Raw genomic sequence first — 24532 nt, 5'->3', positions numbered from 1 at the left:
CAGCAGCGAGTAGTAAGCTGAGGATTTGCGGCATTCCGCCGTGAGTGAGGCGTACCCACCCCAAAAATATGAGGGATCAAAGATGACGAGTCAGCACACCGAGACTGCAGAAACGCGAGCGTTCGCGAGGCTTGATGCCTATCGTGCGCTTGAGGCGAAGCAGCAGCCGGTCTGGCCGGATCCCGAGGCGGCAGCGCGCGCATCAGCCGATCTTGCGACGCAGCCTCCGCTTGTGTTTGCGGGAGAAGCTGATCAGCTCCGCGCGCGCCTCGCAGCTGCGGCCCGGGGCGAAGCCTTCCTGCTCCAGGGCGGCGATTGTGCGGAGACCTTCGCGGCCGCCACGGCGGACAAGATTCGAGATCGGGTGAAGACACTGCTGCAGATGGCAGTGGTGCTGACCTACGGTGCAGCGATGCCGGTGATCAAGGTGGGCCGCATGGCTGGCCAGTTCGCGAAGCCTCGGTCAAGCACCACTGAGACGCGCGAGGGTGTCACGCTGCCGGCGTACCGCGGCGATATCGTCAATGGCTACGACTTCACGCCCGAGTCCCGGGAAGTGGATCCGGAGCGGCTGGTGCGTGGGTACCACGTGTCCGCTTCGACACTGAATTTGATTCGCGCATTCACGCAGGGCGGCTTTGCTGATCTGCGCCTGGTGCACGAGTGGAACAAGGGCTTCGTGTCGAATCCGGCGAACCAGCGCTACGAGTCGCTTGCCGCAGAAATCGACCGCGCACTGAAATTCATGGACGCATGCGGCGTTGACCACGCGGCGCTCGCGCAGACTGAGTTCTATGTCAGTCACGAGGCGTTGCTGCTCGACTACGAGCGCCCGCTCACCCGCGTCGACTCCCGTACGGGGGATCTGTACGACACGTCGGGGCACATGCTTTGGATCGGCGAGCGCACGCGCGATCTCGATGGCGCACACGTTGAGTTCCTGTCTCACGTTCGGAACCCGATCGGCGTCAAACTTGGCCCGACGGCGACCGTGGATGATGCGCTGCGACTGATCGACAAGCTTGATCCAGAGCGCGAGCCCGGCAGGCTCACGTTCATCACTCGCATGGGTGCAGGGAAGATCCGCGATGTCCTTCCGAGCTTGCTCGCTGGGGTGCGGGATGCGGGAGCGACTCCGCTGTGGGTCACCGACCCCATGCACGGCAACGGTATTACGACCGCGACTGGGTACAAGACTCGCCGCTTCGATGACGTGATGGACGAGCTGCGGGGGTTCTTCGAAGCGCACCGCGAAGTCGGCACCTTCCCGGGGGGCATTCATGTCGAACTCACGGGAGACGACGTCACGGAGTGCCTCGGCGGCTCCGAGAATATTGACGAGGCAACGCTCGCGACCCGCTACGAGTCGCTGTGCGATCCTCGCTTGAACCACATGCAGTCACTTGAGCTCGCGTTCCTCGTTGCGGAAGAACTGAAGCAGACAAGCCGATAGAGACGAAGGAGCGGAGGCGCTGGGATTGTCCCCGCCTCTGCTCCCGCAGTTCCGGCGAGCGTGCGACGTTGCGCTCGAGCCTCAGACTCGACCGCAACCTTCGTCGCCTGGATCACTCGCGCTCTCACGCCACCGCGACCTTGGGTGCGCGGGGCTCCCCGGCAGGCGGCGCCTCGGCGCATTCCGCGCTAGAGCGAGATTGTGCTTTTGATTCTGATCTCGGTGCCGGCCTCGACCTGTTTGCCCGCTGCGGGATCCGTCCCCGTGGCCTTCGCGAGCCCGCGAAGGGCTTCTGGTACGAGTGTGCTGGGGGAGAAGCCGGCCGCTGTGAGCGTGTCCATTGCCTCTTGCAGTCCGAGCCCCGACACATCGGGGATCTCAAACAGCTCGGGCCCCAGCGATACCTGGAGGCCCACCGCATCACCGGGGCGCACAGGATCTGTCGAGGTGCTCAGCGAGAGCACCGTGCCCTTGGAAGCATCGCTGCTATACGCCTCGCTTCCGAGGTCCGGATCGACCGTGAGCCCAGCGTCGGACAGCGCAGCCGTCGCCTCATCAGCGCTCACACCGACCACGTTCGGGATCGGTCCGGCCGAGAGCACGAGATTGATGCTCGACTGCTCTGGGTATTGCGCACCCAGCTCGTCTCCCTCGGGAGTGAGCGCTGCGAGCACCGTGTCTGCCCCGGCATCATCGAACCGCGTATCGGTCACTTCGCCGAATGTGAAACCCGCGCGCTCAATCTCCGACTTCGCGTCGTCGAGTGACAGCCCCACGATCGTGGGGACGGGCTTGAGCGCTGGACCGGTCGACTGACACAGGCTAACCGTCGTGCCGCGGTCGAGGCGGGTGCCGCTCTTCGGGTCTGTGCTCGCAGCCTTTCCTGCCGGGACGGTCAAGCTTGCGCATTCAGTGACGTCGACGAGGAGGTGCTGCTGCTCGATGGCCGCCTGGGCTGCGGTCATTTCAGTGCCCGCCACGTCAGGCACCATGACCTGCGAGCCGGGTCCCTGGCCAAACCACCAGCCGATGCCGCCCGCGAGCACCACAAGAAGAACAAGCAGCAGCGCAAGCACTCTGCCACGACGCGCGCGGCGCTGCACGCCGGCAGCTGCGCGATCGATGGCCGTAACTGGCTCCTCGGGGGGAGCCTCGACGTGTGAGTCGGTGTCGAACGGCGAGTCAGGAAGGACGGTCGTGCCACCCGCGAGCGCGTCTCGCTGCACGTCACTCAGCACCGACGTCGAGGGGGTGGGTGATCCTCCGCCAAAGTCCAAGACCCGTGTTGCCCCAGCCGGAACGGACTGCCCAGTTCGCATCGCGCTGACGAAGTCAAGCGCTTCCTCGGCGTCGCGCGGTCGAGCATCGGGCTCACGCTGCGTGGTCCATCTCACGAACTCGTCGAATTCTGGCGTGGCGTCTGCAGTCTTCAGCGACGGCATTGGCACCTCGGAGTGCGCGTGCTGATACGCAATCTGCATCGGCTGCTCTCCGGTGAACGGCTGCGTCCCCGTGAGCATCTCGTAGAACATGATCCCGAAGGCGTAGATATCGCTGCGCGCGTCTGCGACGCCGCGGGTCACGAGCTCGGGGGAGAGATACGCGATGGTGCCGAGCAAAGCCTGGCCGGTGGTCGTGTTGGCGCTGACCGCTCGGGCAAGGCCGAAATCGCCGAGCTTGATCCGCCCATCGTCCGCAAGCATCACGTTCTCGGGCTTCAGATCACGATGCACGATGTCGGCGCGGTGAGCGGCTGCGAGGCCCGACAAGACGGCCTCACTGATCTCGAGCGTCTGCTCGGTCGTGAGGCGCTGTTGCTGCTTCAGGAGATCGCGCAGCGTGATGCTCGGCAGATATTCCATGACGAGGTAGGTGCGCCCCGCGTCGTGGCCCTGATCGAACACATTCACGAGGTTCGGGTGCGACAAGCGGGCTGCGCTCCGAGCCTCCTGCTCGAAGCGGCGCGTGAAGTTCTCGTCCTCCGCGAGGTGATCGTGCATCACCTTCACCGCCACACGGCGCTCCAAGCGGAGGTCTGTCGCGAGGTACACGGTCGCCATGCCACCGCGGGCGATTCGCGAGCGGATCGCGTATCGCTCGTCGAGCGTGTGCCCGATCAACGGGTCGGTGGGGGGAGCTGTCACACACAAAGTCTACGGAAGATTGAGACGCTGCCACCGACGCGCGCCGCAGACCCATGGATTGCGCTTCTGCTCGTGCGCTGGCACAGTTAACGTGTGGCTGAGAACATCGCGCGAAACACGACCTATTACACGATCCCCGAGCTGGTTGAACTCTTCGACCTCACCCCGGGCAAAGTGCGTCGCCTGATCGAGGATCATCATCTTGCCGCGGTGCGCGTCGACGGAGTGCTGAGCGTCCCCACGGAGTTCGTGCAGCACAATGAGCCGCTGGTGCCATTGCGCGGCACGCTGCTGGTGCTTCTCGACGCCGGATTCTCGGACGATGAGGCAGTCGACTGGCTCCTCACGGAGAACGACGAGCTGGGTGAACGCCCGGTTGATTCGCTCATCTCCGGGCGCAAGAGCGCGGTGCGTCGCGCAACGCAGTCGCTCGCTTTTTAAGCTCGGGCGAAGCACCGGCACGCGTGCTTTGCCTGGCTTCCCAGCAGTCCACGGATTTGTGGCGGTGACGTCTACCCGTGCGGCGCTCCGAGTTTGCTGGGAGGCTCGGCTAAAACGTGCGTCGTGCTGAGCGCTCAGCGAGCGCGGTGAGCTGCGCCGCAGCATCCGGCCGAATCGAGGTGCCGATCAGCGCATCGGTGGCACGCTCGACGTTCCGCGAGATCATGTCTTCGACCTGCTCGACCGCACCGCTCTCGCGAATCGTGCGCTGCAGGATCGCAACCTGCTCGGAGTCCAGGTCGGTGCCGAGCAGATCATCGAAGATGCGGCGCTGTGTGTTCGGCAGGTTCTCTCGTGCGAGAGTGACGAGCACCGTGCGCTTGCCCTCGATCAGATCGTCTCCGATGGGCTTACCAGTGATCTCTTCGTCGCCAAAGACGCCCAGCTGATCGTCCCGGAGCTGGAAGGCCACGCCGATCGGCAACCCGAAGCTTGAGAGCGCAGTTTCGAGTTCTTCGCTCGCGCCGGCGAGCGCCGCTCCGATGAGAATCGGAGCCTCGACGCTGTACTTTGCAGACTTATAGACGAGCACGCGCGTTGAACGCTCAAGCTGCTCATCGTGATCCGCGAATTCCGGGTGCTGCTCTTCGAGGACGTCGAGGTACTGCCCGACAGCGACCTCGCTCCGCATCCGGTTGAAATGCGCGCGGGCTCGGCGGGCAGCGACGCGATCCGGTGTGTTGTCACACGCCGTCTGCATCAGCTCGTCTGCCCACGACTGCAGGAGATCTCCGAGCAGGATTGCGCCCGCCAGGCCGAAGTGATCAGCGGCGCCGCGCCAGTTGTGCTGCTGATGCATCGCGCTGAAGAGCCGGTGCACGGCAGGTCGGCCGCGACGGGTGTCTGAGCGATCGATCACGTCGTCGTGGATGAGCGCAGCCGCGTGGAAAAACTCAAGTGCACAGGCGGCATCCAGAATTCTTTCGAATTCCTCGGTCACCTCGCCACTCGTATCGAGCTCGCGGGCAGCACGGTAGCCAAGCACCGCGAATTGCGCGCGGAAGCGTTTGCCGCCGGAGAGAAAGCCGAGCGCCTCATCCAATAGGGGGAGCGCGTCGGTTCCGAGGGGGGCGAGGGCTTCCCGGTGACGAGAGAGCGTATCACTGATTCGCTCCTGAATGAGGCCTGCGAGTCGCATCGTTTCTTGCACACAACTAGCCTAGTCGCGGCTGGGCGAAGTAGACTGGTCTCCACAGATGGTTTGAGGTCGGGAGGATCGTCATGGCGCTGTCAGAACACGAGCAGCGGCTGCTTGACGAGATGGAACGCGGTTTCTATCAGAGCGAGGCCGATGTCATGCAGACGGGCTCAGTGAGCCGCCGTCGCGTGAATTACCGATCGCTCGTGCTGGGCATCATCGTTGTGCTCGTTGGCATTGGTGTGCTCATTGGTGGAGTGGCCGCGCAGTTGCTCTGGTTGGGCTTGATCGGCTTTGCCGTGATGATCGGTGGCGTGACGCTGATGCTGTCGCGCGGATCAGACACGGTGACAGTCGAGGACGTGCTCAACGGCGGCAGCTCATCACGGAGCGGCTCAACACGCGAGTCTTTCAGCGAGCGTGCGGAACGCCGCTGGGATGAGCGTATGGAGGGCGAGCGCTAGCAGCTTCGCCCGCGTGCACCGCACGCACCCACGCAGGAAAAATACGGCCGCGGATCCCAGCGATCCGCGGCCTTTTTCGTGCCCAAAATCTTTTCTGTGCCTGTGCCTGTGCCTGTGCCTGTGCCTGTGCCTGTGCCTGTGCCTGTGCCTGCGCCAATACCTGGCCGGTGAACTGAATCTTCTGGCAGCTCCAGCGCTGGGCGGCAGGGGAGCTGGCGGTCTGAGGCGACGAGGCTGGGCGGCCTGGCGGCGGGTCTGGGCGTCTTGGTGACGAGCCGGGCGGCCTGGCGGGGGAATCTGGCGGGGGAGCTTGGCTGGGGAGCCTGGCCGCGCTGTCACTCAGACAGGCCGAGCCATTCGTGAAGCGAACGGTCTCGCTGCTCAGTCGACCGGTTCGCGCTGAGCAGTTGCTCGGGTGGCCCGTGTCATAGCGCGCTCAGGCGGGGTGAAGTGGTGTGGGCGCTCCGGTGCGTGACCTGACTCCACTTTCCTCCACAATTCGCGAGAATTCTCAGAAAATGCGGTTCTTTGCCCGCTGGACATCGCTTCGGAGCCCCGGTGAGCGTCCCTGTGACCTGCGCCGACTGCGTCCAGGAGTGTTGAAAATACGAGGATGTGACACGCCGGGGGAATAAAGTGGAGGGGAAAGCCAGCTGTGTGGAGGAAAGTGGAGTAGTCTGGACCCCAATCGGGCTGGCGAGAGGAGGACTCCATGTTTCTGGGGACCTTCACGCCCAAGCTCGATGACAAGGGACGGCTGATCCTTCCCGCCAAATTTCGCGACGAACTCTCCGAAGGGCTCGTCATTACCCGAGGGCAAGAGCATTGCCTCTACGTCTTTAGCGAGCAGGAGTTCACCGCCATGCACGAGCGCATCAGCCAAGCGCCGATGACCTCGAAGCACGCGCGTGACTATCTGCGTGTATTCCTTTCCGGCGCCCATCCTGAAACTCCTGACAAACAGCACCGTGTCACCATCCCCCCGGGGCTGCGTGAGTACGCGGGCCTAGACCGCGATCTCGCCGTGATTGGCACCGGCTCGCGGGCAGAGATTTGGGACGCGGAAGCCTGGGACACCTACCTGCGAGAGCAAGAAGCCGCATTCTCTGAAACCGATGGGGAGGTGATTCCGGGCATGTTCTAGCCCGGACGCCACGATGACTGAAGACACTCGCGACCCCAGTGAGTTGCACGTACCCGTGTTGCTCGACCGTTGCCTTGAACTTCTCGCACCTGCTGCGAGCCGTGAAGGTGCGGTGATCGTCGATGCCACGCTCGGCATGGGCGGACACAGCGCTGCCCTGCTCGACGCCCACCCCGGCCTCACCCTGGTGGGCCTCGACCGTGACACGGAAGCTCTCGCGCTTGCCGGCTCGCGTCTGGCCCGCTTCGGCGACCGCGCGATTCGCGTGCACGCCGTGTACGACGACATTGCCGACGCAGTGCGCAGGGCGGGATTTTCGAGGATCGACGGAGTCCTATTTGACCTCGGTGTTTCGTCACTGCAACTTGATGAGGCCGATCGTGGATTCGCGTACGCGCAGGACGCCCCGCTTGACATGCGGATGGACCAGAGCCGAGGCGAGACTGCCGCAGATGTCCTCAAAGAAGCCCCGGAGGGCCGCCTGCGGGCCATCTTCGAGCGATACGGCGAAGAGCCGCTCGCGGGACGCTATGCCCGCGCGATCATCGCTGCCCGTGAGGTCACGCCGATCGAACGCAGCGGCCAACTGGTCGAGGTGCTGCAGCAGGCCACGCCAGCAGCGGTGCGGGATCAGCGCCACCCGGCGAAGCGCGTTTTCCAGGCGCTGCGGATCGAAGTGAACGGCGAACTGTCGGTGCTCGAACGCGCGATTCCAGCCGCCCTTGATCTGCTCAATATGGGCGGACGCGCGGTGATCATGTCGTACCAGTCGCTCGAGGATCGCCTGGTGAAGCGCGAACTTGCCAAGCGCAGCAAATCCACGGCTCCGGCCGGGCTACCCGTCGAACTGCCAGAACATAAGCCGGAGTTCAAGCTGCTCACGCGCGGCGCCGAACTTGCGGGAGATGAGGAGCGCGTGCGGAACCCGCGTGCGATTCCCGTGCGGCTGCGCGCCGCAGAACGAACGAGGGATGTGCGATGAACAACACTGTTCCGATCGACTTCGATCTCGCTTCTCTCGATGCGGCACCGGACACCCCGTTTGGGGCCGCTCCCGCGATCCAGCCGCCTCCTGGTGCACCGGCCGAACGGCACCTCCGGATCGCACCGGAGCAGCCGGGGAGTGCGAAGCGTGCTGGTCTCAGCCCACTCCTTGGCTCACTCGTCGCGGTCGGTGTGATCCTCGTGATCCTCGCCACACAGCTGGGTCTCAGTATTGCAATCTCTCAGGGGGCCTATGAGTCGCGTGCCCTCGAGATCGAGCAGCGCGACCTCAGCCGGGTTGAGCGGGTGCTGTCGCAAAACGTCGACAAACTCGCTTCGCCGCAGAATCTTGCGGAAAACGCGGCGGCGCTCGGAATGGTGCAGAACGCGCGCCCCGCGACGCTTCGGTTGAGCGACGGCGCGGTGCTCGGTGCGCTCGATTCTGAGACGACTGAGGCACGGGGCAACCTGGTTGCGAATGCCACGCTGGACTCGATGCCTGTGGTGGACGCAGCTGGACTTCTTGTGCCGCGGAACGGACAGGCCGCCGGTGCTCAGGGTGAGAACACCACTCCGCCGGTACGGTTGAAGGGCAAGCTGCCGGCACCAGAGACTCACTAGTCGGCGAGAATCGACGAGAGGAACATCATGCGGAGTTTGCGCGCCGGATGGATGCGCCGAGTGATCGCACTGGTCATCGTCGTACTCGCCGCAGCGGTCTTTCTATTCCGTCTCGTTGACGTTCAAGTGGTGTCCGCTGCAGCGCTGAACGAGGATGCGAAGGGGAAACGCGCCGTTCCCCAGACAATCTTGAGCTTGCGCGGCGACATCGTCGACCGGAACGGTGAAGTGCTTGCGACCACCGATGAGCGCTACGACGTGCAACTCTCGCCGAAGAACACGAAGTTGAACGACGGGAAATTCCCGCGCTCCGATCCCGAGCGGGGTGGGATCGCGACTGTTTCGGTCACTGCGGAGCAGGCATTCGCCGAGATCGGGGAGATCACGGGACAGACCGGCGCCGAGATCCAGAAGATTGTCGATGACGCGCTCGAGGTCAATCCGAAGTCGGACTTCGCCTACGTCAAGCGCTCAATCGACCTCCCCGCGTTGAACGCGCTGAAAGAGCTGAATATCCCCTGGCTCACCTTCGAGAGTCATCACACTCGCACCTACCCGAACGGCGCAGTGGCCGGGAACATCATTGGCTTTTCCGGCTTTGAGGACGTGCCGCAGTCCGGTGTTGAAGTGTCGCAGAATGAGTGCCTCACTGGCACGGACGGCTCGGAAACCTATGAGCGCGGCGCCGATGGCGTGCCACTGCCAGGCAGTGTGGTGGTCGATCGCAAAGCGGAAAATGGCGGCACTGTTGAACTGACGATTGATCGGGACCTGCAGTGGGAAGCGCAGCAGACGATCAACGCGCAGGTGCAGGCCGTGGCCGCAGAGTACGGCTACCTCGTCATCATGAATATCAAGACAGGCGAGCTCGTCGCCGTCGCGGAGGACGGCTCGGTCGACCCGAACGACGTGGATGCCTCGGATCCGCTCAAGCGCGAGGCGCGCTCCTTCGTGTCGCCCTACGAGCCAGGCTCGACCTTCAAAGCCATCACAGCGGCCTCGCTCATCGAGGAGGGCGCCGCCACGCCGCTGACGCAGAACCTCACCCCTGACTACCTGGAACCGGAGCCGAATGTGCGCTTCGGAGACGCGTTCCCCCACCCGCCGATCCAGTGGACGCTGGCCGGAATCCTGACGCAGTCATCGAACGTCGGCACCGCAACGCTGGGCAATGTGCTGAGCCCGGAGGTGCGCTACGACTACCTCACAAAGTTTGGGATCGGCCAGCCCACCAATGCTGGGATGCCGGTCGAAGACACCGGCCTGTTGATCCCGGTCGAGGACTGGGATAGGCAGACGTCCTACAACACGATGTTTGGTCAGGGGCTCTCCTCCACGATCATCCAGACCGCGGGTGTCTATCAGGCGCTTGGGAACGGCGGTGTTCGCGTACCGCCCAGCATTGTGAAGGGCTGTGTCGCCCAAGACGGCACCGAGCAGGTGCTCGATCACGGCGATGACGTGCGTGCGGTATCTGAAGAGACCGCCGCCACGATGATGCAGATGCTCGAAACGGTGACATCGGAGGCGTGGTTCGCTGATCAGCTCGCGATCCCCGGGTACCGGCTTGCAGGGAAAACCGGCACGGCAGAGCAGTCGGACGGTCAGGGCGGCTATCGCACGGACTACGTGCACTCCTTCGCCGGTATCTTCCCTGCCGACGACCCGCAGTATGTCGCGGTAGCATCTATTGGGTTCCCGTCGGATGGGGACGGCAGCACCGCTGCGCTGACCACGTTCCGCGAGGCGGCCGAGGCCACGATCCGCACCTTCCACATACCGCCATCCACTGGGGAGCCAGATCCGTTCCCCACGGAGTATTAAGACACGCCTGCAGGAGGCACACCCACGTGAGTACCGGAGCGCAGAGCATTCGCCCGCAGACCCCCACCCCGATTTCGCTCCGCGACCTTGCAGAGCGCTTCCGGTTGGAGGCGATCGGCGCGGGAGATGACGCTGCCGTCACGGGAGTCTCCCTCGACTCGCGCGACGTGCGCGAGGGAGATCTCTACGTCGGGATGCCGGGCGCCAAGCGCCACGGCGCAGACTTCGCGCCCCAGGCCGCCAGTCTTGGCGCTCGCGCGATCCTGACCGACGCCGCGGGCGCCGCGCTCGTGCGCGCTGCTGGTGTGGCGCTGCCCGTGCTCGTGTCTGAAGTGCACCCTCGCGAGTTGCTCGGTGAGGTCTCCGCCGCTGTCTATGGCACCGCGGAGTACACTGCCAAGCTCTTTGGAGTGACCGGCACCAATGGCAAGACGAGCGTGGTCTACCTCCTTGCAGAGCTGCTGCGTGCCGCGGGTCTCGTCACGGGACTGAGTTCTACGGCCGAGCGCCGCGTTGGTGACGAAGTGATCACCGCAAACCTCACGAGTCCCGAAGCGTCAGAGTTGCATGGCCTCCTCGCTCGCATGCGCGAGCGTGAGGTCGCCGCAGTCGCGATCGAGGTGTCAGCGCAGGCGGTGGTGCGGCACCGGCTCGACGGCGTGCACTTTGACGTCGTTGCATTCAACAATTTCTCGCAGGACCACCTCGATGAGTTCGGGGACCTGGAATCATACTTCGCGGCAAAGCTCGCACTGTTCACCCCCGAACGCGCCGCCCGCGGGGTCGTCGTGGTCGACACGCCGTACGGCCAGCGGATCGCGCGTGAGTCGCAGATTCCCATCACCCGTCTCGCTACGGCGTACGGACAACAGGCCGATTGGCATCTCGCGGTGACGGCGCAGACCCTCGACGGCGTCTCGTTCGTGCTCCAGGGCCCCGAAGGCGCGCACTTCCGCGGCAGTGTTCCCGTTTTCGGACGGTTCATGGCTGAGAACGCGGCACTCGCGCTCATCATGTTGCACGAGGCAGGCATTCCGCTTGAGCAGGTAGCCGCCGGATTGGACCACGGTCGGATCCCCGTCTATATTCCGGGCCGGCTTGAGGAAATGAGCCAGCCGGGCTCGAACGGGCCGCGCTTCTTCGTGGATTACGGACACACACCCGGTGCGTTCGAGGCCATGCTCGACGCGCTCGGCGAGGTTGCCCCGGGCAAGATCATCTTCATGTTCGGTGCGGACGGCGACCGCGACACCACCAAACGCGAGGAGATGGGACGGATCGCTGCCGCGGGCGCCGACACCGTCATCATTTGCGACTATCACCCGCGCTCCGAACCACCGGAGGCGATCCGCGCTCAGCTGCTCGCCGGGGCGCGTTCCGCTGGGCACGCTGAAGTGGTGGAGGAGGGGGATCCGCGCAGCGCGGTCCGCCTCGCCATTTCGCTTGCCTCGCCGGGGGACGTTATTCTGTATGCCGGTCCCGGACACGAGGACTACCAAGAAGTTGCCGGGCAGTACATTCCCTACTCGGCGCGTGATGAAGTACGCGGGGCGCTCCGCGAGGCAGGATTGCTCCCGTGATTGAACTTTCGCTCGCAGAGATCGCGACGGCTGTCGGCGGCCGGCTCGTGCTGAGTCCGGCCGGTGGCTCGCAGGAGGACCGGATCTCGGGGGAGTCACAGACTGATTCCCGCGAAGTGCAGCAGGGCCAGATCTTCTTCGCCCGCCGTGGCGAAGAAACGGATGGACACCGATTTGCCGCACAGGCGGTTGACGCAGGCGCAGCGCTCATCGTCGCCGAACGCGAGACCGATGATCGGGTGCCGCAGATCCTCGTCGCCGATACGACAGAGGCTCTCGGTGCACTCGCAACTGAGGTCGTGCGTCGTGTGCGCGCAGCCGGTGTGCTCAAGATCGTCGGGATCACCGGGTCCAACGGGAAAACCACAACAAAGAACCTGGTTGCGGCCATGGCGGAGCGCGTCGGACCGATGGTGGCGTCCGCGAAGTCGTTCAATAACGAGGTGGGCGGGCCGCTCACCATGCTGCGGGTTGAGGAAGATACGCGCACGCTCGTCGCTGAGATGGGCGCGAGCGCCGAGGGGGAGATCGCCAGACTCACCGCGATGGCGCCGCCGCATATTGGTGTGGTGCTGACCGTTGGTCTCGCGCACGCCGGTGAATTCGGTGGCATCGAGACCACGTTCCGGACCAAGAGTGAGATGGTCCGCGATCTTCCAGCTGAGGCCGTGGCCGTGCTGAACCGCGACGACGCGTATGTGACCCGCATGGGAGACTTGACCGCCGCCCGCGTGGTCTGGTTTGGCCGGAACCCCGAGGCCGATGTGCGCGCGAGCGACATCGACTCGGATGCTTCAGGCACACGCTTCACCCTGCACATCGCCGGTGACTCGCTGCCGGTCGTGTTCCGCGTGCTCGGCGAGCACCACGTGACCAACGCGCTGGCTGCCGCAGCCGTGGGCCATGAGCTCGGCCTGTCGCTCGCAGATATTGTCGCGGCGCTCGAGGGGGCAACGCGTGCCGCACGCTGGCGTATGGAAGTGCTGGGCGGCCGCGACGGTGTGACGATCATCAACGACGCCTATAACGCGAGCCCGGATTCGATGAGTGCCGGACTGCGCACACTGGCTCAGATCGGGAAGCCGGAGGGACGCACAGTTGCCGTGCTCGGCGCGATGAGCGAGCTGGGCGAGTACTCGATCGAGGAGCACCTCCGTATCGGCCTGCAGGCGGTGCGGCTGCGAATCTCGGAGCTCGTCGTCGTGGGTGTTGAGGCGCGCAATTTGCACATCAGCGCGATCAATGAGGGATCCTGGGATGGCGAGAGCGTGTTTTTTGCCGAGCAGGATGAAGCCTTCGACTACCTCGCACGCACGCTGCAGCCGAACGACACCGTACTTGTGAAATCATCGAACGCCGCGGGACTCCGCTTCCTCGGCGATCGCCTGGGGGAGGCCTTCGCATGATCGCTCTGTTGATCGCCGGCGGGTTCTCGCTGCTCTATTCTCTGCTGCTCACGCCGCTATTCGTGCGCATCTTCAACCGACTCAAGTGGGGCCAGCCGATTCGCGTTGACGGCCCGAAGGAACATGAGATCAAGCGCGGAACGCCCACGATGGGCGGCCTGATCTTCATCTCCGGCTCGGTGATCGCGTATTTCGTCGGCAAACTCGTCATGGGCGAGCAGCCGACTCCCTCTGCACTGCTCGTCATTCTCATGGCAGTCGGTGCCGGTCTCGTTGGATTCATCGACGACTTCATGAAAACTAGGCAGCAGAAATCTGCGGGGCTCGGCGGCTGGGCGAAGATAGCCGGACAGATCATCATTGCAGTGTCCTTTGCGTTGTTGGGACTCCAGTTCGCAAACGACGCCGGTTTGACTCCGGTCTCAACGCACATTTCGATCTTCCGCGACCTGCCCTTCGACTTCATGGTGCTCGGCCCGATAGCTGGCATCATCTTGTTCATCATCTGGGTGATGGTGATTGTCACGGCGACCACGAACGCAGTCAACGTCACGGACGGTCTTGACGGTCTTGCGGCCGGTGCTTCAATCTTCGCGTTTGGTGCATACCTGGTCATCGGCTTCTGGCAGTCGGCGCAGAACTGCGCCTCGACGGCTGGGGAAGCCGGGTGCTACGAGGTGCGAGATCCGATGGACCTCGCTGTGATCGCGGCAGCGTTCCTCGGCGGTGTCGCAGGCTTCCTGTGGTGGAACACGAACCCGGCACAGATCTTCATGGGTGACACCGGATCGATGGGGATCGGAGGCGCGATTGCTGCGCTCGCGATCCTCACACATACCGAGATCCTGCTTCTGCTCATTGGCGGCCTGTTCATCATTGAAACCGGCTCTGTGATCCTGCAGCGGATCTATTTCAAGGTGACGAAGGGCAAGCGCATCTTCCTGATGAGCCCGATCCACCACCACTTCGAGCTCAAAGGGTGGGCCGAGGTGACAGTTGTGGTCCGATTCTGGATCATTGCTGGCCTCTTCGTGATCGCTGGTGTCGGAGCGTTCTACGGTGAATGGCTGCTACAGCAGTGACGGATCTGACGCAGAACGGAGCGGATGTGACCGAGGCGAATATTTACGCGAACATGGTCGCGGAGCGGGTAGCTGGGCTGACGAGCTGGCACCACGATTGGTCACGCCTGCGCGTCGCAGTGCTGGGACTCGGGGTGACCGGCTTCTCCGTCGCTGACACGCTCGTCGAGCTCGGCGCTCAGGTCCGCGTAATCTTCGGTGCGCCGGATCCCGAGCGCGAGCGACTGCTTGACGTGATCGGCGCTGAGCGTTTCTCTGACGCAGCAGACGCCGCGCAATTGGCAGACCTTGAGCGCTTCGACCCTGAGCTCGTGATCGTCTCTCCTGGCTACCGTCCCGACCACGTCTTGACGAATTGGGCGAAGGCGCGAGGGGTGACGGTCTGGGGAGACATCGAACTCGGGTGGCGGCTGCGTGACAAGACGCCTCGCATCGCAGACTGGATTTGTATCACCGGGACCAACGGTAAAACGACCACGACGCAGCTCACTGCGCACATGCTTGCCGCTGCGGGGCTCCGTGTAACGCCTGCTGGCAACATCGGCACCCCGATCCTCGATGCGTTGCGCGATCCCCAGGGCTATGACGTGATTGTGGTGGAACTCTCGAGCTTCCAGCTGGAGCGCCTCGGAGAAATCTCCCCGTACGCAAGTGCATGCCTGAACTTCGCAGACGATCACCTCGACTGGCATGGCAGCGCTGACGCGTACTGGGCGGCCAAGGCAAAGGTCTACTCGGGCACACAGATCGCGTGCGTGTACAACCGCACGGACCCCGCGACCGAGCGCATGGTCGAGGAAGCAGACGTCGTCGAGGGCGCGCGCGCCATCAGCTTTGGGCTTGATACCCCGCCTCCGAGCGGGTTTGGCGTGGTTGAGGGCATTCTTGTTGATCGCGGTTTCCACGCTGATCGTCGGGGCGAAGCGTTTGAGCTTGTGACGGTTGCTGAGCTTGCGGAGCGTGATCTTGCGGCGCCGCATATGGTGCAAAACGTGCTCGCCGCAGCTGCCCTCGCACGTTCGCGCGGCGTGGAGCCAGCGGAGATTGCACGTGCGATTTTGAACTTCGTTCCGGATCCGCACCGCACCCAGCGTCTGGGTGCGCACGCCGGAGTGCAGTGGATCGACGATTCAAAAGCGACGAACGCGCACGCGGCTGATGCATCGTTGCGTGCACTGCACGATGTGGTGTGGATTGTCGGTGGGCTGCTGAAGGGCGTCGATATCGAAGCGCTCGTTGCCACACACGCGCACCGGCTCCGCGGCGCTGTCGTGATCGGTGTCGACCGCGCCCCCGTGCTCGCAGCGCTCACGCGGCACCTGGGAGAGCGCCCTGTCACTGAGATCGACGCTGGATCAGAGGTCATGGCCGCTGCGGTCACCGCAGCGTTGGCGATCGCGCAGCCGGGAGATACGGTGCTGCTCTCGCCCGCCGCCGCCTCAATGGATCAGTTCGACAGCTACGGTGATCGCGGTCGCCGCTTCCAAGCGGCCGTGCTCGATCTGGAGTAACCGAATGTCTCAGGGACAGGCAGAATCCGAGCGCGGGGCCCTCGGCCAGGCGCGGATCAGCCTGGGCGCCGCGTTGCGGCCCGGCTCCGACCGCACGGTGATCGCGCTCTACGCGATCACGATTCTGCTCGTCGGATTCGGGCTGATCATGGTGCTCTCCTCATCGTCGATCACCTCCTACCTCGATGATCAGGGCTTCTTCGGCGGGTTCTGGCGGCAGGCGACGTTCGCGATCATCGGCCTGCCGATTATGCTGCTCGCCGCCGCCCTGCCTGTCACGTTCTGGAAGCGCTGGGCCTGGTGGCTGCTCGGGCTCGGGATCGTATTGCAGCTACTGGTATTCACCCCGCTCGGTGTCGAGGTCTGGGGGAACCGAAACTGGATCCAGATCGGCGGATTCAGTGCACAGCCTTCTGAAGCACTCAAACTCGCACTCGTCGTGTGGGTCGGTGCAGTGCTGCTGCGCAAGGAGCCACTGCTCGGGCAGATGAAACACGAGTTGATCCCGGTGATCATCCCCGGAGCCGTGCTCGCCCTCGGTGTGGTGCTGCTCGGGCGGGACCTCGGCACCGTGCTCATCATGGCGGCCATGGTGTTTGGCGCCATGTACTTCGGCGGGATCAGCGGGAAAACACTCGCGGTGATTGCTGCTGGCGGCCTCCTCGCGGTGTTCTTCTTCGTGATAACGAGCCAGAACCGACTCGACAGGCTCTTCGGCCATGCCGGCGGCAACACCGACTACAGCGGCCTCGCGTGGCAGCCGCTCCACGGGCTGTGGGCACTTGCTGGTGGCGGACTCTTCGGTGTCGGTCTCGGCGGCTCGAAAGCGAAATGGTCGTGGCTGCCCGCCGCGGACAATGACTACATTTTTGCCATCATCGGCGAAGAGCTCGGACTCGTTGGCGGGCTCTTGGTGATCGGATTGTTCGTCGCACTCACCGTCGTAATGTTGCGAGTGATCACCCGAGCGCGCGATCGCTTCGGCAAGGCTGTGGTTGGTGGGATCCTCGTCTGGATTGTCGGCCAGGCCTTCGTGAACATCGGCGTTGTGATCGGGATCCTGCCTGTGCTGGGCGTGCCCCTCCCGCTGATTAGCTCGGGAGGTACCGCGCTCATCGCGTGTCTTGCAGCGATCGGGGTGGTCGTATCGATCGCCCGAGACGGAACGATGTACCAGGCGGAACTTGCCGAGGCAGAAGCCGGACGCACCAACCCCAGAAACTCGAGGACGCGATGACCCGCTACTTACTCGCCGGTGGAGGCACTGCCGGACACGTCAATCCGCTGCTCGCGCTTGCTGACCTGATCCGGGCGACCGAGCCAGACGCCGAGATCGTGGTGCTCGGCACGAGGGAAGGGCTCGAGGCGCGGCTGGTGCCAGAGCGCGGCTACGAACTCGTCTTCATCGAACGGCTCCCGTTCCCGCGCCGCCCGAACCTGGCGGCGCTCAAGTTCCCCGCCCGCTACGCCCGCGCGGTGCGTGAGGTGCGTGAGCTGATCCGGAGCCGGGGGATTGACGTGGTGGTTGGATTCGGCGGCTATGCAGCCGCTCCCGCTTACCGCGCCGGAGCGAAAGCGGGCGTGCCGGTCGTCGTGCACGAGGCAAATGCCAGGCCGGGCATGGCAAACAAGCTCGGTGCGCGCAGCACACCCTATGTTGCGGTCACCTTTGCCGGCACGCCGATCCAGCACGCGCGTCACAGGGATGCCGCTGCGCCCCGAGATTACCGGGCTCGATCGGGGAGCCCTGCGCGGCTCCGCGCGCGAACACTTCGGGCTCGATCCTGATCGGCGCACGCTACTCGTGACCGGCGGTTCGCTCGGCGCCCGCGCGATCAACCGCGGCATTTCCGGCTCCGCCGTGGAGATCGTCGCAGCCGGCGTGCAGGTGCTGCATGTCTGGGGTGGGCTCACGGAGATCGAGGATCCTGGCGTCGACGGCTACCACGTAATCCCGTACTGCGATCGCATGGATCTCGCGTTTGCGGCCTGCGACCTTGCAGTGTCGCGTGCTGGATCTACGACGGTCAGTGAACTCGCGGGACTCGGTGTACCGGCCGTGTTCGTCCCCTACGCGGTCGGCAACGGTGAGCAGCGCTTCAACGCTGCTGGGGTCGTTGCCGCAGGAGGGGCCTTGCTCGTGGAGGACGGGGAACTCACACCGGATTGGGTGACCGGCACTCTGCTGCCACTGCTCGCGGATGATGCGCGACTCGCGGAGATGTCGGATCGCTCGCGCGGCGCTGGCACGCTCGATGGAACAGAACGGCTGCTTGATCTGGTGCACGAGGCCACCGGGGCGCGCTAGACTCGGGCGCATGCCACGGATGCTTCTCCTTCGAAGCCGCGGCGGGGTCTGACGCCGACCGGCGCCCCGTAGCGGCTTCGCTGTGCTGCGCCGGTCCCCGCTTTCGCTGCTCGGAGACCCACCATGCACGTCGTACCCTCCTCACTGTCCGCTCCTGTTCGAGTTCCTGTTCGGCTCTGGTTCCTCCTGGGGGCGATGGTGCTCGCGCAGGCAGCCACCACGGTGGTCGCCGCGGCGCCCGCGTTCCTGATCCCCTATTTGCACGAGCACGAGGGGCTCAGCCTCGCGACAGCCGGGCTGCTCGCTGGGGCCCCGAATCTGGGCCTCGTGCTCGCGCTCGTCGCCTGGGGCGCTGCGACCGACCGCTTTGGTGAACGGCGGGTGATCCTGATCGGGCTCGCGCTCACCGGTGCAACTGTTGCGGCCGCTATGCTCGCTGACGGGCTCGGGGCACTCGGGATCGCGCTCGTCGCGTGCGGGGCGGCCTCCGCGTGTACGAACAGCGCGAGCGGACGGCTGATCACCGGATGGTTCCCCACTGAGCGTCGTGGGCTCGCGATGGGAATTCGCCAGACATGTCAGCCCCTGGGCATGGCAATCGCTGCGCTCGGGGTGCCGCCGCTCGCCCTCGCGTTCGGGGTGTCGGCGGCACTCGGCCTGGGTGGTGCGCTCGTCGTGCTGAGCTTCGTGGTGTGTGTGCTGCTGGTACGGGATCCAGCTCGCCCGCCGCGCGCTGCGGCTGCGGAGTCAGGCAGCCCGTACCGCGCGTCGAACTCGCTTGTGCGGATCCATGCAGCCTCGATGCTGCTCGTAGTGCCGCAGTTCGCGCTCTCCACCTTCGGGCTTGTCTGGTTCACTGTTGGGTTTGGCTGGAGCGCGCTTGCGGCTGGTGCCTTGGTCGCGTTCTCGCAGTTTGCCGGGGCAGCTGGCCGTATCGTGGTCGGGATCTGGAGTGATCGCGCTGGCTCCCGCTTGCGTCCGCTGCGCATCGTAGCGATAGCCGGGGTGGTGACCCTCGCCGCCGCGGCCGGCTTCAGGTGGCTCGAATGGGGGATCCCCGCCGCTGTGCTGTACGTGATCGCGAGCTGTGTGAGTGTCGCGGACAATGGCCTCGCCTTCACCGCGGTGGCTGAGATTGCTGGCCCCAGCTGGGCCGGTCGTGCGCTCGGGTTCCAGAACACTGGCCAGTTCCTCGCCGCTGCCGCCGTCGGCCCTGCGGTCGGCGCGGCCATTGGGGTGATCGGTATACCGGCCGCACTCGCGCTTGTCGCGCTGACCCCCGCGCTCGCAGTGCCACTCGTGCCGAAGCCATCGGCGGAGCTGGTGCGAGCGTAGCCAGGGGCTGTTCGGGTCTCGGATCGTCGCGGCCGTCATGAGCTCAGTGAAACCGACGTGAGCTCACCCGGTTTCGCGCGAGCTCATTCCCGCCGAGCCAGGCCCGCCCCCGCTGAAGCGACGCAATTGCGCACGTCAGAAGCGTTCGCGGTCCGGTTTGGGGGCGTCAGGAGACCGGGTGAGGAGCCGCCCGCGGCGGAGCCAGCATAGGGTCTGGGAACACGCCGGGGCCGCTCGCACCCGCGTCGCAGGGCACGCGCGGTACGCTTGACTGTCGACCCGCAAGGAGGATCCATGATCTACCCCGATCTCGAAATGACCATCCCCGATGAGCTCGGGAAGGTGCACTTCGTTGGCATCGGCGGATCCGGCATGAGCGGGATCGCGCGCATGATGCACCAGGCCGGAGTGCGGGTGACCGGATCCGACCGCAGTGCAAATTACTCGACCGTGGCGCTCGAAGCGCTCGGTATCCCGGTTGCAGTGGGCCATAGCGCGGAAAACGTGGGCGATGCCGACACGCTTGTAGTGACAGGCGCACTGTGGGAGAACAACCCGGAGTACCAGCGTGCGCTCGCTCAGGGCCTGCCTGTGCTGCATCGCTCACAAGCGCTTGCCTGGCTCGCGCGAGGCAAGCGTGTGGTGTCCGTCGCTGGCGCGCACGGCAAGACGACTTCTACCGGCATGATTGTCACCGGCCTCCTCGGTCTGGGCACTGATCCCTCGTTTGTGAACGGCGGCATCATCGAGACGCTCGGAGTGAGCTCTGGGCCTGGCAACGACGAGTTGTTCGTGATCGAGGCGGACGAGTCTGACAAATCATTCTTGCTCTATGACACGTCGGTTGCGTTGATCACCAACGTCGATCCCGAGCACCTTGACTTCTATGGCTCCCGCGAGGCGTTCATGCAGGCCTTCGTGGATTTCGCGCGCGCTGCACGCGATCTCGTCGTGATCTCCTCTGATGATCCCGGTGCACTGGAAGTCCTCACGGCGCTGCGCGCTGACGCCGCTGCGGGGGAGACGACCCCCATTCGCACCTTCGGCGAGGCCACCGATGCAGATGTTCGGATTGTGTCGATCGACGACTCCGGTCCGGTCCGTTTCACCGTTGAGATCGATGGCGCGCAGCATTCAGCGCAGCTTGAGGTCTACGGTCGGCACAACGCCATCAACGCAGTGGGCTCGCTCGCCGTGCTCACCGGGCTCGGGTATGAAGCTGGCGCTGCGCTCGCTGCGATCGCAGGGTTCGGCGGTACAAAGCGCCGCTTCGAGTTCCACGCTGAGGTCGGCGGCGTCCGAGTGTATGACGACTACGCCCACCACCCCACTGAGGTTGCAGCGCTGCTCGACTCTGCGCGAGCCGTTGTCGGCGAGGGGCGACTCGTGGCGATCCACCAGCCCCATCTCTATAGCCGCACCAGCATGTTCCATCGCGAGTTCGCTGAGGTGCTTGAGCACGGCGCCGACTACACGGTCGTCCTTTCGGTCGACGGTGCGCGCGAGGACCCGGTCCCTGAGGTTACCGGAGCGCTCGTCTCCAACGACTTCACTGACCAGGAGCGCGTTGCATACATCGACGATTGGCAGCGCGCTGCTGACCACCTCGCGGAGATCGCGCGTCCGGGGGACGTGATGGTCACTATGAGCTGCGGCAGCGTGTACCGGATCATTCCGCAGGTCGTCGACGCACTGCGCGGCCGGTTTGAGGCCACAGGGCAGTGAAACGGCCGAGCGGGTTCGATCGGGGCGCAGAGGGCCCTGAATCGGACGCGCCTGACACGCAGGCTCCCGAGTGGGACACTGCGGGCGGTGACGGCGTGGCCGATCACCCGGACGCCACCGCCGCCGACTCGCCCGCCCGGCCAGGGCTGTTTGATCGACTGCGCTCGCGCACTGCGCGTGAAGCTGCGGCCGCTCGAGCCGCGAATCAGGGCGGCGCGGAGAGCAACGCTGCGGGATCGGGGAGGGCCTCGGGGCGGCGGAGGACGCTGCCGCGCCCGGTGGCGGTTCAGGCGACGCTCTCGCGCCGACAGTCGACCTCTCTGCCGTGCGCCGTGCGCGAGCAGAAGTCGAAGACGGCGAAATTGAGCTCGTCGATGACGTACCAAGTGCCCGCTCGGCCGTGACGAGGTGGCGCGCTGCACGCCAGGCGGATCCCGTACGCGCTGCAGAACGTCGCGTGCGCGAGGCCGGCAAGCAGCGCAAAGCCCGGTTCCGGCGCGAGCGCCAGCGCTTCACGCTGGCCGCTCGCAGGCGCAGGCGCACCTGGCTGATCGTCATCAGCGCGGTTGCCGCGCTCGCGCTGTTTGTGGTGGTTGGCGTGTTCACTCCGCTCATGGCGGTGCGTGAGGTGAACATCGAGGGGGCCTCCGCGGTCAATGCCGAAGAGGTGGGCGCTGCGCTCGCCCGCTTCGAGGGTGTTCCGCTGGCGCTGGTGGAGGATCGGGATGTGCATCGCGCGCTCGAGCCGTTCCCGCTCATCCAGCGCTACGCCGTAGAGCGAACTCCGCCGCACACGATGACCGTGCGCATTGAGGAGCGCGTTCCTGTCGTCTCGCTCCCGAGTGCAGGCGGCGTCGGGCTGTACGATGCTGCTGGCGTATTGCTTGGATCGGCCGAGGCCGCGCCTGCTGGGGTGCCGCTGGGGAGCGGATCTCTGACAGACCGCTCCTCTGATGCATTCCGCTCTGCGAGTCGCGCGCTCCGGGACATGCCGGCCGAGCTACGTGCTCAGATCACGAGCGTGACAGCCTCGAGTGGTCAGGACGTGACCTTCGTATTGTCGAGCGGCGTGCAGGTGCTGTGGGGCGACTCTGATCAGACCAGACGTAAGTCGACGGTGCTGACCTCGATGCTAGCCGCGCTGGCGGATCGCCCGATTTCGCAGATTGATGTTTCGTCCTCTGAAGCCCCGGTGTTCCAATAGCCGCATTCCGGGTGCTGTTCTAGGCGATGCCCGCGGTTTTGCGGCGTGTCTGCCGCAGTGGGGCGGACCCTGCCCGTAGCGTGGACCACAAGAAACGTATTCAGCAATACTAACTTTGAACTTCAGGTAGAGGTTGAGGGTTACGGGCGGAGGATCCAGGTGTCAGGGAACCAGAACTACCTCGCGGTAATCAAGGTCGTCGGTGTGGGCGGCGGCGGTGTCAACGCGGTCAACCGGATGATCGAACTTGGCCTCCGCGGCGTCGAGTTCATCGCCGTCAATACCGATGCGCAGGCGCTGCTGCTCAGCGATGCAGATGTGAAGCTCGATGTCGGCCGTGAGCTGACGCGCGGTCTGGGCGCTGGTGCCGACCCCGAGGTTGGACGTCGCGCTGCAGAGGATCACGCAGAAGAAATCGAAGAGGCGCTGACCGGCGCGGACATGGTGTTCGTCACCGCCGGTGAGGGTGGCGGAACCGGCACCGGTGCCGCTCCTGTTGTCGCGCGCATCGCGAAGTCCATCGGTGCGCTCACCATCGGTGTGGTGACCCGCCCGTTCAGCTTCGAAGGCAAGCGCCGCGCTGCGCAGGCAGACGCTGGTGTCAGCACCCTGCGCGAGGCCGTCGACACCCTGATTGTCGTCCCGAACGATCGCCTGCTCGATATCAGCGAGCCTGGTATCAGCATGATCGAGGCGTTCGCGTCTGCCGATCAGGTGCTGCTCGCAGGCGTCTCCGGCATTACGGACCTCATCACCACCCCCGGTCTCATCAACCTCGACTTCGCCGATGTGAAATCCGTGATGCAGGGCGCTGGCGCTGCGCTCATGGGAATCGGCTCCGCCCGCGGTGCTGACCGCGCCATCAAGGCGGCAGAGCTCGCGGTCGCGTCACCGCTGCTGGAGGCATCTGTCGAGGGCGCGCACGGTGTACTGCTGTCGATCCAGGGCTCTTCGAATCTCGCCTTGAGTGAGATCTACGAGGCGTCCACGCTGGTGCAGGATGTCGTACACCCAGAGGCGAACATCATTTTTGGCACCGTCATTGACGACACGCTCGGTGACGAAGTGCGCGTGACGGTGATTGCGGCCGGGTTCGACGCGGATCAGGTGCCCACGGTCCCGACGTCCGAGCGAGGACGCCGCGGCAGCCACGTCGAGAGCCTCGATCAAGTGCCAGGAACGCGCACCTCCACGGCCCCGGCTGAGGCGACGGGCCTGGGCTTCCCCGGCTTCAACGCTGGCGGCGATCGTGCGGCGGAACCGGCTCCGGTAACGGGGCAGTTCGGAGAGGTGCTCTCAAATCCGCCGGTGGAAGCGCAGCTGAAGGATCCTGCGTTCGACGGCGATGACGATGATGATCTCGACATCCCCGAGTTCCTGAAGTAGTCGCCATGGCGGAGCTGTCGGAGTGGAACGACCCAGGTCTGGCTGACCGACTTGCCGCGGTGCGCGGAGGTGTGGCGGACGCCTGCCGGTCCGCAGGGCGTGCGTCGGAGGACGTCACACTCATCGTGGTCACCAAGTTCCACCCGGCGGAACTCGTTGCGGCGCTCGCGGCACTTGGCGTGCGCGACGTGGGGGAGAACCGCCACCAGGAGGCACAAGATAAGTCGCAGGCGCTCGCCGGTCTCGACCTGAATTGGCACTTCATTGGTCAGCTTCAGACGAAGAAAGCGCGGCAGGCTGCGCGCTACGCGCACGCGATTCATTCGATTGACCGTGAGCGCCTCGTTGACGCGCTCACGGATCTGGAGCGCCCTGTTGAGGCCTTCCTGCAAATCAACCTCACGGACGATCCTGGGCGCGGGGGAGTCGCACCCGCAGACCTCGAGTCGTTGGTCGAGCGCACGCTCACCAATCCGTCCCTGAAACTGCGCGGGGTCATGGCAGTCGCACCGCTCGACGAGCCGCCCGCCAGCGCGTTCGAACGGCTTGCAGGATACTCGCAGCGTGTGCGGGCCATCGCGCCTGAAGCCTCTGCAATTTCTGCCGGAATGACTCATGACTACGTCGAGGCCATCGCGGCCGGAGCGACACACCTGCGAATCGGCAGCGCAATCACGGGCAATCGGCCCGAGCCCAGATAGTCTCGAACTACAGCACCGTTG

Annotated in this window: 19 protein-coding genes and 1 pseudogene; 18 read left to right on the top strand and 2 right to left on the bottom strand. The window is 64.9% G+C overall.

The genetic code is table 11. The features are described from left to right. Positions 1 to 82: 82 nt before the first annotated feature. A complete protein-coding gene (locus tag K1X41_RS02805; RefSeq protein ID WP_133616819.1) occupies positions 83 to 1453 on the top strand; it encodes a class II 3-deoxy-7-phosphoheptulonate synthase in 1371 nt (456 codons plus the stop codon). A gap of 188 nt (positions 1454 to 1641) precedes the next feature. On the opposite strand, the gene pknB is transcribed toward K1X41_RS02805, so the two are convergent. Beyond that, positions 1642 to 3597: a Stk1 family PASTA domain-containing Ser/Thr kinase gene (gene pknB / locus K1X41_RS02800; RefSeq protein WP_133616818.1), complete on the bottom strand. Its 1956-nt coding sequence runs from the start codon at positions 3595 to 3597 to the stop codon at positions 1642 to 1644. Between the two features lie 93 nt (positions 3598 to 3690). Here pknB and K1X41_RS02795 point away from each other — a divergent pair, with 93 nt between their 5' ends. Continuing rightward, positions 3691 to 4038: an Rv2175c family DNA-binding protein gene (locus K1X41_RS02795; RefSeq protein WP_132203781.1), complete on the top strand. Its 348-nt coding sequence runs from the start codon at positions 3691 to 3693 to the stop codon at positions 4036 to 4038. A gap of 109 nt (positions 4039 to 4147) precedes the next feature. Here K1X41_RS02795 and K1X41_RS02790 read toward each other — a convergent pair whose 3' ends face one another. Further along, positions 4148 to 5248, bottom strand: a complete 1101-nt coding sequence (locus K1X41_RS02790) for a polyprenyl synthetase family protein (RefSeq protein WP_220175267.1) — start codon at positions 5246 to 5248, stop codon at positions 4148 to 4150. Positions 5249 to 5319: 71 nt separating this feature from the next. Here K1X41_RS02790 and K1X41_RS02785 point away from each other — a divergent pair, with 71 nt between their 5' ends. The 16 genes and pseudogenes from K1X41_RS02785 to K1X41_RS02710 all read left to right on the top strand — a co-directional run bounded on the left by K1X41_RS02785 (position 5320) and on the right by K1X41_RS02710 (position 24511). After that, positions 5320 to 5700 carry a DUF3040 domain-containing protein gene (locus K1X41_RS02785; RefSeq protein WP_132203777.1) on the top strand — a complete coding sequence of 127 codons (381 nt, stop codon included), beginning with the start codon at positions 5320 to 5322 and terminating at the stop codon, positions 5698 to 5700. 712 nt (positions 5701 to 6412) lie between these two features. Further along, positions 6413 to 6844 carry a division/cell wall cluster transcriptional repressor MraZ gene (gene mraZ / locus K1X41_RS02780; RefSeq protein WP_132203775.1) on the top strand — a complete coding sequence of 144 codons (432 nt, stop codon included), beginning with the start codon at positions 6413 to 6415 and terminating at the stop codon, positions 6842 to 6844. A 13-nt stretch (positions 6845 to 6857) separates the two neighbouring features. Continuing rightward, on the top strand, positions 6858 to 7826 hold the full coding sequence (rsmH, locus tag K1X41_RS02775) for a 16S rRNA (cytosine(1402)-N(4))-methyltransferase RsmH (RefSeq protein WP_220175266.1): 969 nt from the start codon (positions 6858 to 6860) through the stop codon (positions 7824 to 7826). Next, positions 7823 to 8449, top strand: a complete 627-nt coding sequence (gene ftsL, locus K1X41_RS02770; RefSeq protein WP_220175265.1) for a cell division protein FtsL — start codon at positions 7823 to 7825, stop codon at positions 8447 to 8449. Before rsmH ends, ftsL begins: the two co-directional genes overlap by 4 nt. Before the next feature lie 27 nt (positions 8450 to 8476). Then, positions 8477 to 10273, top strand: a complete 1797-nt coding sequence (locus K1X41_RS02765) for a peptidoglycan D,D-transpeptidase FtsI family protein (RefSeq protein WP_133616813.1) — start codon at positions 8477 to 8479, stop codon at positions 10271 to 10273. A 26-nt stretch (positions 10274 to 10299) separates the two neighbouring features. After that, positions 10300 to 11853: a Mur ligase family protein gene (locus tag K1X41_RS02760; protein ID WP_220175264.1), complete on the top strand. Its 1554-nt coding sequence runs from the start codon at positions 10300 to 10302 to the stop codon at positions 11851 to 11853. Then, the gene (locus tag K1X41_RS02755; RefSeq protein WP_220175263.1) at positions 11850 to 13259 is read left to right on the top strand and encodes a UDP-N-acetylmuramoyl-tripeptide--D-alanyl-D-alanine ligase; all 1410 of its coding nucleotides are present in this window, start codon (positions 11850 to 11852) and stop codon (positions 13257 to 13259) included. The genes K1X41_RS02760 and K1X41_RS02755 overlap by 4 nt, the downstream gene beginning before the upstream one ends. Next, entirely contained in the window at positions 13256 to 14341 is a 1086-nt protein-coding gene (gene mraY / locus K1X41_RS02750) for a phospho-N-acetylmuramoyl-pentapeptide-transferase (RefSeq protein ID WP_132203763.1), read from the top strand. The genes K1X41_RS02755 and mraY overlap by 4 nt, the downstream gene beginning before the upstream one ends. 53 nt (positions 14342 to 14394) lie before the next feature. Beyond that, the gene (murD, locus tag K1X41_RS02745; protein WP_207907414.1) at positions 14395 to 15852 is read left to right on the top strand and encodes a UDP-N-acetylmuramoyl-L-alanine--D-glutamate ligase; all 1458 of its coding nucleotides are present in this window, start codon (positions 14395 to 14397) and stop codon (positions 15850 to 15852) included. Positions 15853 to 15856: 4 nt separating this feature from the next. Then, the gene (locus tag K1X41_RS02740) at positions 15857 to 17089 is read left to right on the top strand and encodes an FtsW/RodA/SpoVE family cell cycle protein (protein WP_132203761.1); all 1233 of its coding nucleotides are present in this window, start codon (positions 15857 to 15859) and stop codon (positions 17087 to 17089) included. Beyond that, positions 17086 to 18160, top strand: a pseudogene (locus K1X41_RS02735) (UDP-N-acetylglucosamine--N-acetylmuramyl-(pentapeptide) pyrophosphoryl-undecaprenol N-acetylglucosamine transferase). Before K1X41_RS02740 ends, K1X41_RS02735 begins: the two are co-directional and overlap by 4 nt. 123 nt (positions 18161 to 18283) lie before the next feature. Next, positions 18284 to 19495 (top strand): MFS transporter, encoded by a 1212-nt coding sequence (locus K1X41_RS02730; protein ID WP_220175262.1) that lies wholly within the window; start codon positions 18284 to 18286, stop codon positions 19493 to 19495. Positions 19496 to 19789: 294 nt separating this feature from the next. Then, on the top strand, positions 19790 to 21220 hold the full coding sequence (gene murC / locus K1X41_RS02725; protein WP_133616808.1) for a UDP-N-acetylmuramate--L-alanine ligase: 1431 nt from the start codon (positions 19790 to 19792) through the stop codon (positions 21218 to 21220). 325 nt (positions 21221 to 21545) lie between these two features. Continuing rightward, the gene (locus K1X41_RS02720; RefSeq protein ID WP_220175261.1) at positions 21546 to 22424 is read left to right on the top strand and encodes a cell division protein FtsQ/DivIB; all 879 of its coding nucleotides are present in this window, start codon (positions 21546 to 21548) and stop codon (positions 22422 to 22424) included. Positions 22425 to 22583: 159 nt separating this feature from the next. Beyond that, positions 22584 to 23810 (top strand): cell division protein FtsZ, encoded by a 1227-nt coding sequence (ftsZ, locus tag K1X41_RS02715; protein WP_132203751.1) that lies wholly within the window; start codon positions 22584 to 22586, stop codon positions 23808 to 23810. Between the two features lie 5 nt (positions 23811 to 23815). Continuing rightward, entirely contained in the window at positions 23816 to 24511 is a 696-nt protein-coding gene (locus K1X41_RS02710; RefSeq protein WP_133616806.1) for a YggS family pyridoxal phosphate-dependent enzyme, read from the top strand. The last annotated feature ends 21 nt before the right edge of the window (positions 24512 to 24532 follow it).

Origin of the sequence: Leucobacter luti (assembly GCF_019464495.1) — a bacterium.
In the GTDB taxonomy this organism is placed as follows: Bacteria; Actinomycetota; Actinomycetes; order Actinomycetales; family Microbacteriaceae; genus Leucobacter; species Leucobacter luti_A.
This window is presented reverse-complemented; position numbering and strand designations above follow the sequence as displayed.

What these genes read in the sequence shown, in the direction of transcription:
- K1X41_RS02805 (WP_133616819.1), top strand. Translation starts at nt 83, where the DNA reads ATGACGAGTCAGCACACCGAGACTGCAGAAACGCGAGCGTTCGCGAGG.
- K1X41_RS02740 (WP_132203761.1), top strand. Translation starts at nt 15,857, where the DNA reads ATGTCTCAGGGACAGGCAGAATCCGAGCGCGGGGCCCTCGGCCAGGCG.
- mraZ (WP_132203775.1), top strand. Translation starts at nt 6,413, where the DNA reads ATGTTTCTGGGGACCTTCACGCCCAAGCTCGATGACAAGGGACGGCTG.
- K1X41_RS02710 (WP_133616806.1), top strand. Translation starts at nt 23,816, where the DNA reads ATGGCGGAGCTGTCGGAGTGGAACGACCCAGGTCTGGCTGACCGACTT.
- rsmH (WP_220175266.1), top strand. Translation starts at nt 6,858, where the DNA reads ATGACTGAAGACACTCGCGACCCCAGTGAGTTGCACGTACCCGTGTTG.
- ftsL (WP_220175265.1), top strand. Translation starts at nt 7,823, where the DNA reads ATGAACAACACTGTTCCGATCGACTTCGATCTCGCTTCTCTCGATGCG.
- murC (WP_133616808.1), top strand. Translation starts at nt 19,790, where the DNA reads ATGATCTACCCCGATCTCGAAATGACCATCCCCGATGAGCTCGGGAAG.
- K1X41_RS02730 (WP_220175262.1), top strand. Translation starts at nt 18,284, where the DNA reads ATGCACGTCGTACCCTCCTCACTGTCCGCTCCTGTTCGAGTTCCTGTT.
- K1X41_RS02785 (WP_132203777.1), top strand. Translation starts at nt 5,320, where the DNA reads ATGGCGCTGTCAGAACACGAGCAGCGGCTGCTTGACGAGATGGAACGC.
- murD (WP_207907414.1), top strand. Translation starts at nt 14,395, where the DNA reads ATGGTCGCGGAGCGGGTAGCTGGGCTGACGAGCTGGCACCACGATTGG.
- mraY (WP_132203763.1), top strand. Translation starts at nt 13,256, where the DNA reads ATGATCGCTCTGTTGATCGCCGGCGGGTTCTCGCTGCTCTATTCTCTG.
- K1X41_RS02765 (WP_133616813.1), top strand. Translation starts at nt 8,477, where the DNA reads ATGCGGAGTTTGCGCGCCGGATGGATGCGCCGAGTGATCGCACTGGTC.